This window comes from Streptomyces sp. NPDC050560 (assembly GCF_044457285.1).
GTDB lineage: Bacteria > Actinomycetota > Actinomycetes > Streptomycetales > Streptomycetaceae > Streptomyces.
Genome location: NZ_JBITGT010000005.1, coordinates 226,256 through 242,926, shown reverse-complemented (window position 1 = coordinate 242,926; position 16,671 = coordinate 226,256). Strand labels below are relative to the sequence as shown.

Genomic DNA, 16,671 nt, shown 5'->3' with positions numbered 1-16,671 from the left:
CGATGGACGACCTGGACGGACTGATCGACAGGCTGGAACGCTGGCGCGGCAGCGACACAGGTGTCGAAGGACCGACCCCGAGGGAGCAGGCCGTCGCCGCGCTGCGGGAGCGCGGGCCCGAGGCGGTCACCGCGCTTGTCGCACGGCTCGAAGCCCTCCTCGCCGAGACCAGCGCGTACCGCGAGCGAACCGCGGCCGTGACCAGGGTGTGGGACATCTGGTACGAGGAGAGCGACCGGCTCGGCGACGAGTACGGCTCGATGGACAACATCGAGCCACACCGCACCGTCGCCACCGACAGCCTGCCCGAGCGGCCCGCGCGCGACCACGCCGCCGGGAGACGGAACGACCTCAAGCAGGGCATCGTCGAGGCACTGCACATGCTGGGCGACGGGCAGGCGGGGCCCGTTCTCACCACCGCGCTCTCCGACCCCGCCTGCATCCCCGCGGCGGCCGCCGCGCTGTGCGACATCCACGCGGACGGGGCGGTCCCCGCGCTGCTCGACGCCGTGCCGCTCGTCGACCACCGGGTCAACAGCAGCATCGTGTACGCCCCCCTCCTCAGGGCCGTCAGGCGCTACGGAGTGACCCTGGCGCAGGCCAGAGAGCGGTTCGAGGCCGAGACCGCGCCGCTCGCCCGCGTACGTCTCCTGCACCTCATGGAGGAGTTGCCCGACGACGGCACCGGCAGGCCCGACCCGTCCGAGGTGCGGGACGCGCTGGTCTTCGTGGCGATGGACGACAAGGACACCGGGGCCCAGTGGGGCGCCATCGCGGCGCTCTGCCCCGAGGAGGGGCCCGAGGCGGAGGAGGCGCCCCACCCGTTCGGCCGGGAGGCCGGGCCCCCGGCCCATGTCGTCCGTGCGGCGATCGCGGTTGCGGCGCGGGGCAATCCGCCGGGCCACGGGCGCGAGCTGGCGTACCGGCTCCGCAGGCTCGCCGTCGAGTCCTCCCACGTGGTCCGGGCCGTCGAGACCGTCCTCACCAGGACGTCGCCCGTCCCGGACGACGAGGAGCTGCTGCTCGCCCTGCGCCTCGCCCAGCGTGCCAACACCTCGACCATGGCGCCCGACGCCCCGCTGCGGCTGGTCCGCGCGCTGTACGCCGCCACGTCGCACCCCCGGGTCGGCGAGCGCGCGCTGGCCGTTCTGCACCGCCAGGACTATGACCTGTTCAAGCTGATGACCGACGGCGACCCGGCGGTACGCGCGGAGGCACGCGCCGTCTTCGACGCCGTGGCGGACCCCGAACTGCGCTCCGGGTTCGCCCGGTTCAAGGCACGCCACGGCGGGCTCGGGTCGCGGCTGCTCGGCCTGTTCAGGCGTTAGAGGGGTCGGGACCAGGCGCGTCCTCGGGTTCGCGGGGGCGCAGCGCGAGCCGCCGCTGCTCGTCCTCCACGATGCGGCGGGCGAGCCCGGCGTCGAAGGCGTCGGTCGCGTCGGGGACCGCCTCCGCGGTGGCGCTGCGGCGGGCGTACGCGTCGAAAAGGCGCTCCTTGTCCGCCAGGATGTGCAGCAGCCGCTCGTCCACGCTGTGGGTGGCGAGCAGCCGGTGCACCTGGACCGTCCTGACCTGGCCCATGCGGTGCGCCCGGGACACGGCCTGGTGCTCCAGGGTGGGCTTGACCTGCGGCTCGCAGAGGATGACGACGGACGCGGCCTGGAGGTTGAGGCCGATGCCGCCCGCCTGGATCTGGCAGAGCAGCACGGCGTGCCCGGGGGCCGCGGCGTACTCGTCGACGACGCGCTGTCTGCGGTCCGCGGGCAGCGCGCCCGACAGCGGCCCGTGCGCGCTGCCGCCGAGCGCGTCGGCGACGGCGGCGAGCACCTCCCTGAAGTAGGAGAAGACGACGACCTTGAGGCCGTTGCCCTCGGCGTCGGCGACCAGTTCGCGCAGCCTGGCCAGCTTCGCGGAGGTGGCCGGGCGGGCGTATCCGGCCCGGCGCATGGCCATGAAGTTCCCCTCGGCGACCGCCTTGCGGTACTCCGCGCGGTCGCCGTCGCTGAAGCCCTCCCACTCGTCGACCTGGATCAGCGCGGGCAGCTCCAGCAGGACGTCCTTCTGGTTACGGCGCAGATAGACGGGCGCGACGGCGGTACGGAACACCTGGGAGCCGGCCGCCGCGTCCTCGGCGCGCACCGCGGGCACCAGCCCGGGGTCGAGGTAGCGCACCAGGCTGCGGAATTCCTGGACGCGGTTCTCCATCGGGGTCCCGGTGAGCAGCAGCACGCGCGGGCAGCGCCCCGCCCAGTCGGCGACGGCCTGGGAGCGGCGGGTGACGGGGTTCTTGACGTAGTGCGCCTCGTCGACGACGAGGAGTTCGGGGGCCTGCCCCGGGTCCGGGAGCGCGAGCGCGCGCAGCACGTCGAAGGTGGTGACGGCGACGCCCCCGTCGCGCCGCCAGTCCTCGTACGCGTCGGCGCGGTCCGGCCCGTGCACGGGCACCGCGCGCAGGGTGCTGCGGGAGGTGATCTCCCGGGTCCAGTTGATGAGGACGCTGACCGGGCAGACCACGAGGAAGTGCCGGTGCCCCTCGCCCGCGAGGTGCGCGAGGACGGCGATGGCCTGCACGGTCTTGCCGAGGCCCATCTCGTCGCCGAGGATGATCCGGCGCTGCGCGAGCGCGAAGCGGGCGCCGAACGCCTGGTAGCCGCGGAGCGAGACCCTGCGGTGGGTGTCGTCGAGGTGCTGGGAGCGCGCCCGGGTGACGACGTCGGAGGGCACGAAGCCCTCGGCCGCGCCGAGTTCGCCGCCAGGGGGCAGCTCGGGCACCTCCGCGACCTCGGCGAGCAGGCTGTAGTACTCGGCGGAACGCAGCTCGAAGTCGACCCACGCCTCGGTGTCCGAGGTGGGCTCGCGCAGCAGGTCGACGGAGATCTGGGCGAGCAGCAGGGGCAGTTCGCGCCGGTCGGCGTCGTCGAGGAGGGCGGCGGTGTCGGCGAGCGCGGCGAGCGCGCGGGCCCTGCCCTCGCGGCCGGCGAACAGCATCCGCAGCCGCCCCGCGGCGGGGCGCGCCCGCGGCAGCAGTGTGTCGAGGCGGCCCTGGAGGTCGCGGGCGGCCTCCAGGGCCCTGGGCAGTTGGGGGCCCGCCTCCACGAAGCGGCGCAGCGCGGCGAGCAGCGCGGTGGTGCGCGGCTCGGGGTGCTCGACGTCGAAGCGTACGGCGACCGTGTCGGCGACCGCCTCCGCCAACTGGCGGGCGGCGGCGATGGCCTGGTCGGCGGTCTGGGCGCCGACGCCCGGTATCAGCCGCAGTTCGTAGCGGTGGGCCAGGTACAGGGCGCGTACGGAGGTGAACCCGGCGTCCTCCAGGGCGCCGAGCCGCAGCCGCCCGTGGGTCAGCTCCTTGAGCCGGGAGGCGGGGATGCCGTCCAGCTCGCGCAGCACAAGGTCCTCGCGGAGCGGTGTGAGGGCGGCGCGCACGGCGTCGCGGGCGGCGCCGTGGTCGGCGAGCAGGGTGCGCGCGGTCTCCCCTAGCCGCGCGGCGCGTTCGAGCAGCTCGGCGGGCGCCCGTCGCGGCACCCGCGAGCCCGCCTCGGCCCCGTCCCCCATATGTCCTCCCGCGCCCCCATCCTTCCACGCACGCCCCCGGGGTAAGCGGCCCGGGACGCGGGCGGCCTCGGCGGCCGTGGTCGCCTACGGGTACGGCGCTACCTCCGCCGCCGGGGCCGGGCGAGGCGCGGGACGCCTCCCGTTCAGCCGCCCTCGTCCCCCTCCGCGGTCCGGCTCCCGCCCTCGCTGAGGAAGAACTGCATCCACTCGACACCGGGGACGGCGAAGCGGGCACCGGCGTCGAGGATCGCGCTGCCCTCGAACTCCTCTCCCGGGCCAGGCCCTGGTGGCGCGAGGCTCCAGGGCGTGGCGACCTGCCAGGCGGAGCGCAGGGTGGTGAGCAGCGCGCTCTCCGCGGTGGTGCGGTGCAGCGGTGACACCAGCCACACCTCGGCGAGTTCGGGGATCTTCCAGTACCTCTCGTACCGCTCCATCCGCACCTCCCGCCCCATGACCCGCTCCACCCGCCCCACGACCCGCTCGGCAGCCCGCCGATCCCGCACACGGAGGAAGCAGCGCCAGCGGATGGTTTCGAACATGGGGGGAGAGTACGGCCCCGGGGACGAGCTTGCCTCGGTTCCTGGGGGGGGGGAGCCGAGGCGCGGGATCGCGGGATCGTCGGCTGTCCGACGCGAGCGGGGGTCTCAGGCCGAGCCCTCGGGGACGGAGACGGGCGTGGCGTAGGCCATGCACGTATAGGCCACGGGGAGAGACACCAGGGCGGCCAGGAAAACGGCCAGGACGAATTTCCGGGGATTTTTCACGGGTGGCGCTTTTCCTTAACGGTGTGCGTAACCGGTCTCTGGCAGCCGTACGCCAGTGAACGTCAGGATGGACGATCTGGAGTGTACGGCTCATCGAGCGGCGCGGTTTACACGATCCCCCACAATGTAAAACCTGCAAATTCATCTGGCATATGCATTCAGCATTGCACGCCGATTTGCCCGAGGCGCGTCCTTGATGGCGCTATCTAGCGATCACCGTCGAAATGACCCACGCCGTCGAGTTCGGCGAGGCGGGCCCTTGCGCGGGCCTCGTCGGTGCGGGCGCCGATGCGTGCCGCAATGCCTGCGGCGAGCTGGAGCCGACGCTCCGCGCTCGCGGTCCTGCCGGTCTCCAACTCGGCCAGTGCCATGTCGATCAGGGTGGTGACCTCGTCGCCTGCCGCCTGGAGTCGTCGGACCATGCCGAGCGCCACGGCGTGCCGCGGCAGCGCCTCCTCGCTCCGGCCGAGGTGCCGCAGCGCCACCCCCATGGAGTTCAGCGACAGCGCCTCTCCCCTGACGTCACCCACGGCCCGTAACTCGGGAAGGGCTTTCTCATAGAGGTCGAGCGCTTCCGCCGCTCTGCCGAGCACGGTCATGGTGTTGGCGAGGTTCATGGTAAGGGTCGCCATTTCCCCTTTTTTCCCCAGCACCTCCGCCAGTTGAATCGCCTCGCGCAGCGTGCGTTCCGCCTCCGCATGGTTGCCCATCTTCTGGTGGCGCTCCGATATATTGTTGAGCACCATATACCTGCCGCGTATATCCCCCACGGCCGTAGCGCCCGTATAGGCGAGGCGGAAATACTTGACCGCGGTTTCCTGATGGTCCAGGTGATGGTGGACGACGCCCAGGAGGTTCTGGCTTCTGGCGATGTTGAGACCGTCCCCCGCCTCCGAGGAGAGCCGCAACGACCTCTCAAGCAGCGGCAGTCCCTCCGCATAGCGGGCGGTGAACCAGAAGATCAGCGCCAGCCGGTGGAGCGCCTCGCATTCCAGGCGCACGTCTTCGAGCGACCGTGCGAGCGCGAGGCTTTCGCGCGCCGCCGCCTGTGCCTCCCCGTAGCGCCCCGCCCCGGTGCAGGCCGAGCTGAGGTCGAGCAGGGCCCGCCCCTGCTCAGCGGCCCTGCCGGTGCCACGCCAGTGGGCCACGGCCCGGTGCAGCAGGGGGGCGGCCGTGGGGAAGTGGCCGTCCGCTTCGAGGAATCCGGCCAGGACGTGGACGGCCGTCGAAAGCCGCTGCGAAGTGCTGTTGTTTTCGAGCCACTCCAGGACACCGAGCAGATTGCGCCGTTCGAGCAGGAACCACTGTTCGGCGGCCGAGGCGTCACCGAATCCCGGCCAAGATCCTCCGGTCGACGACACCGGTCCGGAAATTCTGACCCGGTAGGGATAGGCGAGCCGATCGGCGCGGCTCGCGGCCGACACATAGTGGTCCACGAGGCGTTCGAGCGCCCGCCGTGATTCGGCGCCCTGGCCGTTTCCGGACGCACCGTCGGCGCTGTCGTCGGGCTCGGGGATGCCCCGGGCGTACGCCCTCAGCAAGTCGTGCGCCGTAAAGCGACTGGGCGACGGCTCACGTAACAGGCTCCACGAGAGCAGATCCTCAAGAGTGTGCTCGGCCTGGTCCACTGGAACATTGGCCAAAGCGGCGGCGGCGTGAGGATCGAACTCGGAACCGAAATGCAGGGCGACTCTTCTGAACACGAGTTGCTGTACCGGGGTGAGGTCGCGGTAGGACAAGGAGAAGACTCCGGTGAGTGTGCGCTCCCCGTCGCGCATCTCCGACAGACGGCGGTCCTCGTCCCTGACCTGGCGCAGAAGGTGGGAGGTGTGCCAGGACGGATGGGCCAGGAGGCGGCTGGCCAGGATCTCCACGGCGATCGGGAGCAGATCGCCGAGACGCACCAACTGCGCGGTGTCCTCGTCGCGCAGTGAGCGGGCCGCCCTGCGGGCGTCGAACTTGCGGTTGAACAGGGCGATCGCGTCGGCGGGCGGGAGGATGTCCAGAGAGATCAGCCGTGCCCCCGGCAGCCCCGTCAGTCTGCGGCGGCTGGTGATGACCACGGCCGTCGGTGATGCGCCGGGCAGCAGGGGGCGTACCTGGTCCGCTCCCGCGGCGTCGTCGAGGATGATCAGCATGCGCCGGTCGCGGACCGTGGAGCGCCACAGGGCGACCAACTCCTCCTCGTTCTCCGGGAGCCGGGTCGGGCCGTCGACAAGACGGAGCAGATCGGTGAGAGCACGGGTGGTACTGAGGGGCGCGGACTCCAGCGCATGCGCCCTCCGTGGCAGGAAAATGCGTCCGTCGGGGAAGCGGTCGCGCAGCATGTGGGCCGCGTGGATGGCGAGGGCCGTCTTGCCGACGCCGCCCATGCCGTCGATGGCCTCCACCGCCACCCGGTCCGTGGTGCCGCCGGGGGTGTCCTCGGTCAGGGCGCCGGTCAGATGGCGCAGTTCCTCCTCGCGGCCCACCCAGGGGATGTCCCTCGGCAAGTTGTCGACGACGGTCGTCGCGGGAGGGCGGGGCGGCTGCCTGGCCGTCGCGGTGGCGCCACCCTGGGGGCGGGCGTCGTCCGTCTGCTGGAGGAGGGCGGTCGCGGGGACACCGGTGAGGATGCCCTGCTGGATGCGGCGCAGCCGCCCATTCCTGTGCAGGCCCTCGCCCGAGAGCCGCTGGAGGGTGCCGTAGAGCAGTTGGGCCGCCTCGGCGGTGCGGCCGCTGCCGTGGAGGGCCAGCGCGAGACGTTCGACCAGGGCCTCGTCGGCGGGGAAGTCCTCGGCGAGCGCGGTCAGGAGCGCGATGGCCTCGGTGAAACGGCCCGAGCCCAGCAGGATGCCGCTGTGCACGGCGCCCGCCGCCAGCCTCTTCTCGCCGACGACGGTGCGTAAGTGGTCGGCCCAGTCGGCGTTGATCCCGGCCAGCGGCTCCTCGGCGGCGAACGGCTCGGCCTCCCGCAGCAGCCGCAGGGCGCCGGGCTCGTCGCGGCTCTCGGCGAGCGCGCGGGCCCGGTCGACCAGGGCGACGTAACGGCGCAGGTCCACCCGGTCCGGGTCGACCCCGAGGGTGTACGAGCTGCTGCCGCTGGTGAGCGCGGGCGCGTCCGCGCCCAGGCGGCGGAGCATGGCGCGGATGCGGGACATGTGCGCGTGCATGGCGTCGCGCGGTTTGGCGGGGGGCGCGTCGGCCCACACCCGCAGGACGAGCTTGTCGACGCTCACCGGCCGGCCGGCCTCCCAGGCCAGCACCGCGAAGGCGAGACGCGTCTTGGTGGAGGCGGGGGTGTGGGCGCCGCCGTCCGCGGTGTGCACGGTGACCGGTCCTGAGAGTCGGATCTCGAACTCCACCATGCCTCCCCGCCAGTACGGGCGGTCAACATCCGGGAATATCCAGGAAGAGAGAGCGAAGAGAGCGTCGCACACCTGAACCATCCGCGGCTATACGGGATCTGATCGTGTCCAAAGTTGGCCGCTTTCAGCATGGTTCCTTTCGGATGGCCGATTCACGACGCCCGGCTCGGGCGCCTCGGAGAGGAGCGTCGGGGGCGATGCGGTAGATGTCCGGGTGGGAGGGGTGCGTCGGCCGGGAGGAGTGCGCCGAGTGGCAGGGGCGCGTCGGCTGCGAGAGGTGCCTCGGGCCGGAAGGGCGCGTCGGCCGCGAGACATGCCTCGGATGGGTCGGACGGGAGGGTGCGTCCGTTGCGCCGTACGTCCGCTGCGAGCAGCGCGAAAGGGCTTGGTGGTGGGCGGCCCCGTGCCGCGCGCCGGGCGCCGTGCGGCGGCTCTCCAGCCCGGCTCCATGACCGCCCGGCACCCTGTGCGGGACGCGGGCCTGCGCCCGCCCACGCGGCCACGGCGGGTGCGTCGCCCGCCGGGGGCCCAACAGCGAGGGAGACCATGCATGTTGACGAGGAGGAGCGCGATCAGGCTGGGTGCGCTCGGCGGTGCCGGGCTGCTGCTCTCCGGAGGTCGCGCCGCCGCCGGCACGGCACCGGCGGTGACACCCCCCGCCCCCTTCACCGTGCCACTGAGCGTCCCGCCGGTGCTGCGGCCCGTGCGCCGCACCCTGACGAGCGACGTCTACGCGCTGACCATGAAGGAGGCCGACGTCGAGATCCTCCCCGGGGTCACGACCCGGGTCAGGGGGTACGGGGGGCTGTTCCCAGGACCGACGATCAGGGCCAGGGCCGACCGCACCACCGTCGTCACACACACCAACGGCCTGACCGTCCCCGCCTCGGTCCATCTGCACGGAGGACACACCCCGTCGGCCGACGACGGCCAGCCGATGGACATGGTGATGCCGGGCGGCCGACGCACGTACACCTACCCGAACCAGCAGGTCGCCTCGACGCTCTGGTACCACGACCACGCGCACCACACCGAGGCCGAGTCCGTCTTCCTCGGCCTAGCCGGCACCTATCTGCTGAGCGACGCGTGGGAGGACTGCCTGCGGCTGCCGTCCGGGGACCAGGACGTGGTGCTGATGCTGCGCGACGTGAAGCTGGACGAGCAGGGCGGCATCGCGTTCTCGATGCTCGACGGGTCGGCCGAGCGCGACATCCTGCTGGTGAACGGCCGTCCGCAGCCGTATATGAAGGTGAGCGGGCGCAAGTACCGGCTGCGGCTCCTCAACTCCTCGAACGGCCGGCACTATCTGCTCGGTCTCGACAACGGCGACGCGCTGACCCAGATCGCCTCCGACGGCGGGCTGCTGCCCGCCCCGGTGCCCGCCACCACCGTCGCGCTCTCACCGGGTGAACGCGTCGACGTGGTCGTCGACTTCGCCCGGTACGCGGAGGGCACCCGGCTGGTGCTGACCAATACCGACCCCGAGGCGGTGGACCGCACCCGCGACGTCCTGCGCTTCGACGTCGGCGCCCCGGAACCGGACGACAGCCTGCTGCCCGACCGGCTGCGGCCGCTGCCCGCGCTCGGCGCCGCCACTGTCACCCGGGACGTGGTCCTCGACTTCGACCCGGTCAGCGGGGACCCGACCATCGACGGCAAGGTCTACGACCCGGACCGCGTCGACACCCAGGTCGCCTTCGGCGCGGACGAGATCTGGCGGGTGTACAACAAGGACGTGACGTTCCGTCACAACTTCCATGTGCACGGCGTCCACTTCCGGGTCCTCGACCGCGACGGCACCCCCGTCTCGGGACACGAGGCGGGCTGGAAGGACACGGTGGCCATACCCAACGGCTCGACGGTGCGGCTCCAGGCCCGCTTCGACCGGCACACCGGCAGGTACCTGTACCACTGCCACATGCTGGAGCACTCGTCGATGGGGATGATGGCGCAGTACGAAGTGCTGTCCTGACGCCTGCGACATGTAGCCGGGCCCCGGCCAGGGTCCGGCTACACACGGGTACCGGCAGGCCCCTCCGGGCCCGTCACGTTCTGTTCGACGGCTGCGGGCCGGCAGGCATTCCCAGGGGGCTGCGCACGAAATCCGGCACCTCGATAATGGAGGCGGAAACCGCCTTGTTGACGGCGTCCACCCGCGACACGGCGCCAAGTTTGGTGTATGAATTGCGGAGATGGCGTTTCACGGTCGCCTCGGCAATGCACAGTTTCGAGGCGATCTGCCCGTTGCTCAGCCCCTCGGCGACTAACTCCAGCACCATACATTCGCGGTCCGACAGCACTCTGCGTCCCTCCGACTTGAAATGCATGGAGGTAGCAGAAACGATAATGCGGTTTCCGTCCGCCCGTATCGCGCGAATCGCGGCGACCAGCATCAGACGCGTGGTGCTCTTCAGCAGGTACCCGCACACGCTGGTCTGCGCCAGGAGTTGGCGTATCAGGATCGGGTCGTCCCACATGGTCAGCATGATCACGCTGGAGGCCGGGGCCACCTTCTGGATGTCGGCTATCCGGTTCATCACCGAACGGCCGGGCAGCACCGCGTCCATGATGATGATGTCGGGCTGTACGTCCTGAACTTTCTCCGCGACATCCGATGAATACTTGACCGTGCCCACCACAGTGAAGTCCTCTTCCACCTCCAGCGTCGAACGCAGGGCCTCACAAAAGAGGGTATGGTCGTCGATGATGAGAATTTCTATCGAACTGCCGAAACCGGACATGTCGGAAACTCCCCCGTCCCGTATTCATCCGAAAGAACTAGGGGGCGCGCGACCTCCGCGAGCGGCCCTCCAGCCCTTCATGGTGCATAAATCTCCCAATAGTTACCCACCCGTAGGCCAGTCAGTCCATTCAAGATGAATCCCCACTCGATCTGCACGAAGACCCGGACGCGATAATTTACCTCCCGTTTGCGGTTCTTGACCGCTGCTTGGTCTCCTTCTCGTCGGTCTACGCGTTCATATCTGTCGGACAGGTCGCCGGTTCCTGTGCGGCGCCCGTCAGGACCAGCGCGCTGTTGAAGCCGTGGTAGCCCCGTGCGACGACGAGCGCCGTGTTGACGGGCACCGGGCGCGCGGACGTCACCAGGTCGATCGCGTAACCGGGCGCCGCCCGGCCCACGTTGACGGTGGGCGGGATGATGTCGCCCCTGAGGGAGAGCAGCGCGGTGGCGACATCCACGGCGGCGCCGCCCGAGTACATCCGGCCCGTCATCGACTTCGGCGCGGTGACCGGGACCCCCCGCGGCCCGAACACCCGGGCAATGGCCGCCGCCTCGTCCCGGTCCAGATCCGCCACCCCCGCCCCGTCGGCGAAGACGACGTCGACGTCCCGCGGCGACAGCCCGGCGTCCGCCAGCGCGCCCTCGATGGCGGACGCGAGGCGGGTGGGGCCCGCGCGGTCGGCGTCGAACGTGGCGCAGTGCCCGGCGATGTGCGCGTAGATCCTCGCCACGGCACGGGCCCGCGCCGCCCGCTCGTCCTCGACGACGAGCAACGCCCCGCCCTCCCCCGGCACATACCCCCCGGCCTCCTCGTGGAAGGGCCGATAGGCGCGGTCGGGGTCGAGGGCGCGGCTCATCCGGCCGTTCGGCATCTGCGCCGCCATCGCCCACGGGGACAGCGGCGCGTCGAGCCCGCCCGCGATCATCACCTTGGTCCCCTGGCGTATCCGGCGGCGCGCGACGGCGAGGGCGTCGAGCCCGCCGGCCTGCTCGCTCACCACGACATCGCTGGGGCCCCGGGTGTCGTGCCTGATCGACAACTGCCCGGTGTTCACCGCGTAGAACCAGGCGAAGGACTGGTACGCGCTGACATACTGCGGCCCCTGCCCCCACAGCGCCTGCAACTCCCGCTGGCCGAACTCGAACCCGCCCGCCGCGCCCGCCGTCGCCACACCCGTCTCGCCACGGACCAGGTCATCCGATGAAAGACCCGCGTCCGCGAGGGCCAGGTCGCTTGCGAAGAGGGCCAGTTGCGTCATCCGGTCGGTCTGCGGCAGCAGCCTGCCGGGGATGTGCTCGGCCGCGTCGAAGCCGGTGATCTCACCGCACAGCCGCACCGGGTAACTGCTCGCGTCATAGCGGCTGATGGGCCCGATCGCGCTCTTGCCGTCCAGCGTCGCGCTCCAGAACTCCTGAATGCCGAGCCCGGTCGGCGCCGTCACCCCGATGCCCGTGATTACTGCGGTCACTCTGCGGTCCAATCCGCGTCGGCCAGCAGAACAGCGCTCTGGAAACCGCCGAATCCGCTGCCGAGGCTGAGTACGACGTTGAGTTGCTGCTCCCGCGCCACCAAGGGGACGTAGTCGAGGTCGAGTTCGGGATCGGACTCGTTGAGGTTGGCGGTGGGAGGGATCACGTCATGCGTGAGGGCCAGCGCGCAGGCGGCGACCTCGATCGACCCGATGGCCCCCAGCGAGTGGCCGGTGACCGGCTTGATCGAGCTGATCGGGACGCGGTAGGCGTGCTCGCCGAGCGCGCGCTTCACGGCCATCGTCTCGTGCCGGTCGTTCTGCCTCGTCCCGGTGCCGTGGGCGTTGACGTAGTCCACGTCGGCCGCGGTGACCCCGCCCTCGTCGAGCACGGCGGTGACGGCCTGCGCCAGCTCGGCGCCGTCCGGGCGCAGCCCGGTCATGTGGTAGGCGTTGCTGCGCGTGGCGTGCCCCAGGATCTCGCCGTAGACGCGGGCGCCGCGGCGCACCGCGTGCTCGCGCTCCTCCAGCACGAGCACGGCCGCGCCCTCGCCGAGGACGAATCCGTCGCGTGTGCGGTCGAACGCCCTGAGCGCGTGCTCGGGGTCGTCGTTGCGGTGCGAGGTCGCCTTGATCGCGTCGAAGCAGGCGGCGGTGATGGGCGAGAGGGGCGCGTCGGTCCCGCCGCTGACCATGACGTCGGCTGAGCCCTCCCGTATGAGGTCGCAGGCGTGCCCGATCGAGTCGAGGCCCGAGGTGCAGCCCGCCGAGATCACCGCCACCGGGCCGCCCGCGCCGGTCGCCCAGGCGACCTCGGCCGCGAGCGAGCTGGGGATGAAGTAGTCGAACATGTGCGGCGGCGCGTAGTGCGGGTCGACGACCCAGTCCCTGCCGCCGTTGCTCAGGACGTTGTACTCCTGGTCCAGCTTGATGGTGCAGCCGACGGCGCTGCCCAGGCTCACCCCGGTGCGCTCGCCGACGACGCCGCACTCGTCGAGGCCGCTGTCCGCGAGCGCCTCCCTGGCGGAGACCACCGCGAACTGCGCGGCCAGGTCCATCCGGCGCACCTCCTGCGGGGTGAGGCCCGCCTCCTCGGGCGAGAAGTCGCACTCGGCCGCGATCTGCGACCTGAAGGGCGCCGGGTCGAACCTGGTCACCCGCCGGGTCGCCGGGGCGCCCGCGACGACCCGCTCCCAGAACGGCTTGGAGCCCGGTGTCCCCGGGGCCACCACCCCGATACCGGTGATCACCACCCGCCTTCTCATCGCCCGCCCCTCCCCCGGTCCGCCATTTCCCGATGCCGGCATAACGTCATCTCCGTGTCCTGGTTCACGAACCGTGCTGGTCGATCAGGTCGAGAAGGGGCGGCGGGTAGCGCTCTCCCCTCGCGCTCCCCGGCTCGAAGAGCGCGTCGAGCGCGGCGAGTTGATCGGGCGTCAGGCGCGTCGAAAGCGCTGCGGCGTTCTCCCTCAGATGCTCCTCGCGGCGCATCCCCACGACGGGTACGACCCCCTTGTCGGCCAGCCAGGCGAGCGCGAGGCGGGCGGCCGTCGTGCGGTGGGCCGCCGCGAGGCGCCGCAGCCCGTCCGCGAGGCGCGTGTTGTGCGGCAGGTTCGCCGGCTCGAACCTGGGGTCCCTGCGCCGCCAGTCCGCGGGCGGCAGGGTGGCGGGGTCGACGGCGGCGTCGGTGAGCAGGCCGAGGCCGAGGGGGCGGCAGGCGACGAAGCCGATCCCCAACTCGGCGCAGGTGCCGAGGATGTGGTCTTCCACATGGCGCTCCCACAGGGCGTACTCCGACTGGAGCACGGCGATGCGGCCGGTGGTACCGGCCCTGCGCAGGGTCGCGGGGGCCGCCTCGCACAGGCCGATGTGGCGCACCTTGCCCGCGGCGACCAGTTCGGTCATGGCGCCCACCGACTCCTCGACGGGTACGGTCCTGTCCACCCGGGCCAGCAGGTACAGGTCGAGGCGGTCGGTCCGCAGCCGCCGCAGCGAGCCCTCGCAGGCGGCCCTGAGGGCGTCCGGCCGGCCGGTGACCGCCGGGGGCGCCTTGGGCCTGTGCACGATGCCGGTCTTGGTCGCGATCACCGCCCTGTCCCTGAGACCCCGGGAGAGGGCGGTGCCGAGCGCGGTCTCGGACGCGCCCTGCCCGTAGTAGTCGGCGGTGTCGAAGAGGGTGACGCCGTGGTCGAGCGCCCGGGGCACCACGTCCGCCGCGGCGCGCACGTCGGTGAGCGCCATGCAGCCGAAGCCGAGGGCGGAGACCACCGGCCCCGAGACGCCGAGCCTCTTGTCCCGCATGTCCTGCCTCCACCCAGCCGTCGACTCGTGCCGGACTCACGCCCCCTCAAGACCGCCGCGGGACTGAGGGAGTGTGTCGCGGCCCGTTGGAGCGGGGTTCGTCCATCGCTCGAACCACGGGGCCCGCCGTCTCGACCGCCTCGCCAGCGCCTCTCGAAGGCCCCTGACTACGGTGCCGTCCGCACGGGGCGAGAGCCTGCCGTGCGACACAGCGGCCCGGGCGGCCGCGACACCGCGGCCGAGGAAGTTCCGACACAGCGGCTCAGAGACTGGGGAGACGACCGTGTTCACCATCGACGACGTACGCCGCATTCTGCGCAAGTGCGCGGGGGAGAACGATGCCGCCACGCTGGACGGGGACATCCACGACACCACGTTCGACGATCTCGGATACGACTCCCTGGCGCTCCTGGAGTCGCTGAGCGTGATCGAGCGGGAGCTGAGGGTGGAGCTGCCCGACGACCTCTTCGCCAGCGTGAAGACGCCACGGGAGCTGGTCGCCACGGTCCAGGACCGGCTTGCCCGCGGTGACCGTATGGACTAGATTCGGCTGGCCTTCGCTCAGTGAACGCACCAGCAGCGGGCGCGGAAAACCCACGGTGACCAGGGACTTTCACAAGAAGTCCGGCCATCTCCCCGCGCGTCCAGAGGCCAGAGAAAGCAGGAGTCCGCATGGCCAACCCCCCACGTATGCCAGTCGACCTGAGCGGCGTGTCCGAGTCGCTGCTGTGGAACCTCTACCAGCGGGCCGCCGAGGCCGCCCGTCCCGACGCGATCCTGAAGGACCCGAAGGCCGTCGAACTGGTGAGTGCGCTCGACTACCCCTTCGCGGAGAAGTTCGGCAAGGGGAAGCTCGGCCAGTGGCAGGCGCTGCGCGTGCTGCGCTTCGACCAGGAGGTCGGCTCCTTCCTCGCCGACCATCCGTCGGGTCAGGTCGTGGCGCTCGGCGAGGGGCTGGAGACGCAGTTCTGGCGGGTCGACAACGGGCGGCTGCGCTGGCTCGGCGTCGACATGCAGAACATCGTGGACCTGCGCGCCCAGGTCCTGCCCGACGAGGAGCCCCGGCAGCGCACGCTCGCCTGCTCCGCCCTCTCCGAGGAGTGGATGGAGCAGGTCGACGCCTCCGAGGGCCTGCTGCTCACCGCCCAGGGCCTGTTGATGTACTTCAAGCCCGAGGAGGTGCACACCTTCATGACCACGTGCGCCCGGCGCTTCCCCGGGGCCACCCTGGTCTTCGACGGTGTACCCCCCTGGTTCAGCGAGCGCACCCTGGCCGGGAAGATGACGACCAGCGGCGGCTACGAGAGCCCGCCGATGCCCTGGGCGATCGACGCCGCGGAGAAGAACCGGCTGCGCGCGCTGCCCCACGTGGCCGAGCTGTCCGACCTGCTGCCTCCCCCGGGCCGCGGCCTGATGCGGGGGCATGTCTACCCGATGCTCAACCGCCTCACCGCGGTGCGCGAGATGGGCCTCACCGGACTACCGCTGCAAAGGGTGCGTTTCGGCGACGGCGCCGCGTCGGACTGAGCGGCGCCGCACCAGCCCTCCCAGTGGCACCTTGGGTGTACCCCCGTTGAGAAGTGCTCCCCGCTATGGCTAGCTACCACCCGGACCCATTCATCGTTGCAGCCCAATCTGCTGGAGATCTCCTTGAGATTCAAAGTGTTGGGCCCGCTCGAGGTTAGCCATGACGAGCAGGTCTGTACCCCCCAAGCCCCGAAGGTACGTCAAGTACTCGCACTGCTGCTGCTGCGCTCGAACCAGTTGGTCAGCATCGAGTCACTGATCGAGGAACTGTGGGGTGAGACGCCCCCCCACAGCGCCGTCACCACCACGCAGACGTACATCTACCAACTCCGCAAGGCGACCGCCCGGTTCATGGGTGACGAGACCGGCAAGAAGGTCATCGCCACCACACCGCCGGGCTACGTGTTCCACGTCGACAGCGACCAGTTGGACTTCCAGACGTTCAACAAGGCCACGGAGGAGGGCCGCACCCTGATGGAGCAGGGGCGCCACCTCCAGGTCTCCGAGCGGCTGAGCGCCGCGCTGGCCCTGTGGCGGGACCAGGCGCTCACCGACGTCGTGCACGGCCCGCTGCTCCAGCGCTACGTGACCCACCTCAACGAGCTGTACATCAGCGCGCTCGAACTGCGCATCCAGGCGGACATGGAACTGGGCCGGTACCGGCAGCTCATCCCCGAGCTGGGTGAACTCGTCCAGACCTATCCGTACAACGAGTGGTTCCACGGGCAGTTGATGATCGCCCTCACCCAGACGGGGCGGCGCAGGGACGCCCTCAACGCGTACCAGACGGCACGCCGGCTGCTCGACCAGGAGCTGGGGCTCGCCCCTTCGGCGAGTCTCCAGCACATCCACCAGAGTGTGCTGGGCGCGGACGTGAACGGGTTCCGGCCGGTGTCGGCGCTGCCGCAGCCGTACCACGCCCAGGCGGGCTGACCAGGTCCCGAGCCGACCGCGACGACACGAAGACC

12 protein-coding genes are annotated in these 16,671 nt (G+C 71.2%); 5 read left to right on the top strand and 7 right to left on the bottom strand.

What is annotated here, in order from left to right:
- Nucleotides 1-2 precede the first annotated feature (2 nt).
- Nucleotides 3-1,328, top strand: a complete 1,326-nt coding sequence (locus ACIBIW_RS13265) for a hypothetical protein (RefSeq protein WP_399335278.1) — start codon at nucleotides 3-5, stop codon at nucleotides 1,326-1,328.
- Here the strand turns inward: ACIBIW_RS13265 and ACIBIW_RS13260 are convergent.
- The 3 genes from ACIBIW_RS13260 to ACIBIW_RS13250 all read right to left on the bottom strand — a co-directional run bounded on the left by ACIBIW_RS13260 (nucleotide 1,318) and on the right by ACIBIW_RS13250 (nucleotide 7,663).
- Nucleotides 1,318-3,552: a DEAD/DEAH box helicase gene (locus ACIBIW_RS13260; RefSeq protein ID WP_399335276.1), complete on the bottom strand. Its 2,235-nt coding sequence runs from the start codon at nucleotides 3,550-3,552 to the stop codon at nucleotides 1,318-1,320. The two genes, ACIBIW_RS13265 and ACIBIW_RS13260, sit on opposite strands and share 11 nt — an antisense overlap.
- A 143-nt stretch (nucleotides 3,553-3,695) precedes the next feature.
- Nucleotides 3,696-4,091, bottom strand: coding sequence for a hypothetical protein (locus ACIBIW_RS13255; RefSeq protein ID WP_399335274.1), 396 nt, complete (start codon nucleotides 4,089-4,091; stop codon nucleotides 3,696-3,698).
- A gap of 431 nt (nucleotides 4,092-4,522) precedes the next feature.
- Entirely contained in the window at nucleotides 4,523-7,663 is a 3,141-nt protein-coding gene (locus ACIBIW_RS13250; RefSeq protein WP_399335272.1) for an AfsR/SARP family transcriptional regulator, read from the bottom strand.
- 550 nt (nucleotides 7,664-8,213) lie between these two features.
- On the opposite strand from ACIBIW_RS13250, the gene ACIBIW_RS13245 reads away from it, so the two are divergent.
- Complete coding sequence (locus tag ACIBIW_RS13245) at nucleotides 8,214-9,635, top strand: multicopper oxidase family protein (protein ID WP_399335270.1); 1,422 nt, start codon at nucleotides 8,214-8,216, stop codon at nucleotides 9,633-9,635.
- 73 nt (nucleotides 9,636-9,708) lie between these two features.
- On the opposite strand, the gene ACIBIW_RS13240 is transcribed toward ACIBIW_RS13245, so the two are convergent.
- From ACIBIW_RS13240 to ACIBIW_RS13225, 4 genes are all read right to left on the bottom strand, one after another.
- Nucleotides 9,709-10,404 (bottom strand): response regulator transcription factor, encoded by a 696-nt coding sequence (locus ACIBIW_RS13240; protein WP_399335268.1) that lies wholly within the window; start codon nucleotides 10,402-10,404, stop codon nucleotides 9,709-9,711.
- Nucleotides 10,405-10,633: 229 nt separating this feature from the next.
- Entirely contained in the window at nucleotides 10,634-11,875 is a 1,242-nt protein-coding gene (locus ACIBIW_RS13235) for a ketosynthase chain-length factor (protein ID WP_399335266.1), read from the bottom strand.
- Entirely contained in the window at nucleotides 11,872-13,140 is a 1,269-nt protein-coding gene (locus ACIBIW_RS13230; RefSeq protein WP_399335264.1) for a beta-ketoacyl-[acyl-carrier-protein] synthase family protein, read from the bottom strand. Before ACIBIW_RS13230 ends, ACIBIW_RS13235 begins: the two co-directional genes overlap by 4 nt.
- Nucleotides 13,141-13,204: 64 nt before the next feature.
- Complete coding sequence (locus tag ACIBIW_RS13225) at nucleotides 13,205-14,176, bottom strand: aldo/keto reductase (RefSeq protein ID WP_399335262.1); 972 nt, start codon at nucleotides 14,174-14,176, stop codon at nucleotides 13,205-13,207.
- 283 nt (nucleotides 14,177-14,459) lie between these two features.
- On the opposite strand from ACIBIW_RS13225, the gene ACIBIW_RS13220 reads away from it, so the two are divergent.
- From ACIBIW_RS13220 to ACIBIW_RS13210, 3 genes are all read left to right on the top strand, one after another.
- A complete protein-coding gene (locus ACIBIW_RS13220; protein WP_399335260.1) occupies nucleotides 14,460-14,720 on the top strand; it encodes an acyl carrier protein in 261 nt (86 codons plus the stop codon).
- A gap of 128 nt (nucleotides 14,721-14,848) precedes the next feature.
- Entirely contained in the window at nucleotides 14,849-15,703 is an 855-nt protein-coding gene (locus ACIBIW_RS13215; RefSeq protein ID WP_399335257.1) for a class I SAM-dependent methyltransferase, read from the top strand.
- A 138-nt stretch (nucleotides 15,704-15,841) separates the two neighbouring features.
- Complete coding sequence (locus ACIBIW_RS13210; RefSeq protein ID WP_399335255.1) at nucleotides 15,842-16,636, top strand: BTAD domain-containing putative transcriptional regulator; 795 nt, start codon at nucleotides 15,842-15,844, stop codon at nucleotides 16,634-16,636.
- Nucleotides 16,637-16,671: the final 35 nt, after the last annotated feature.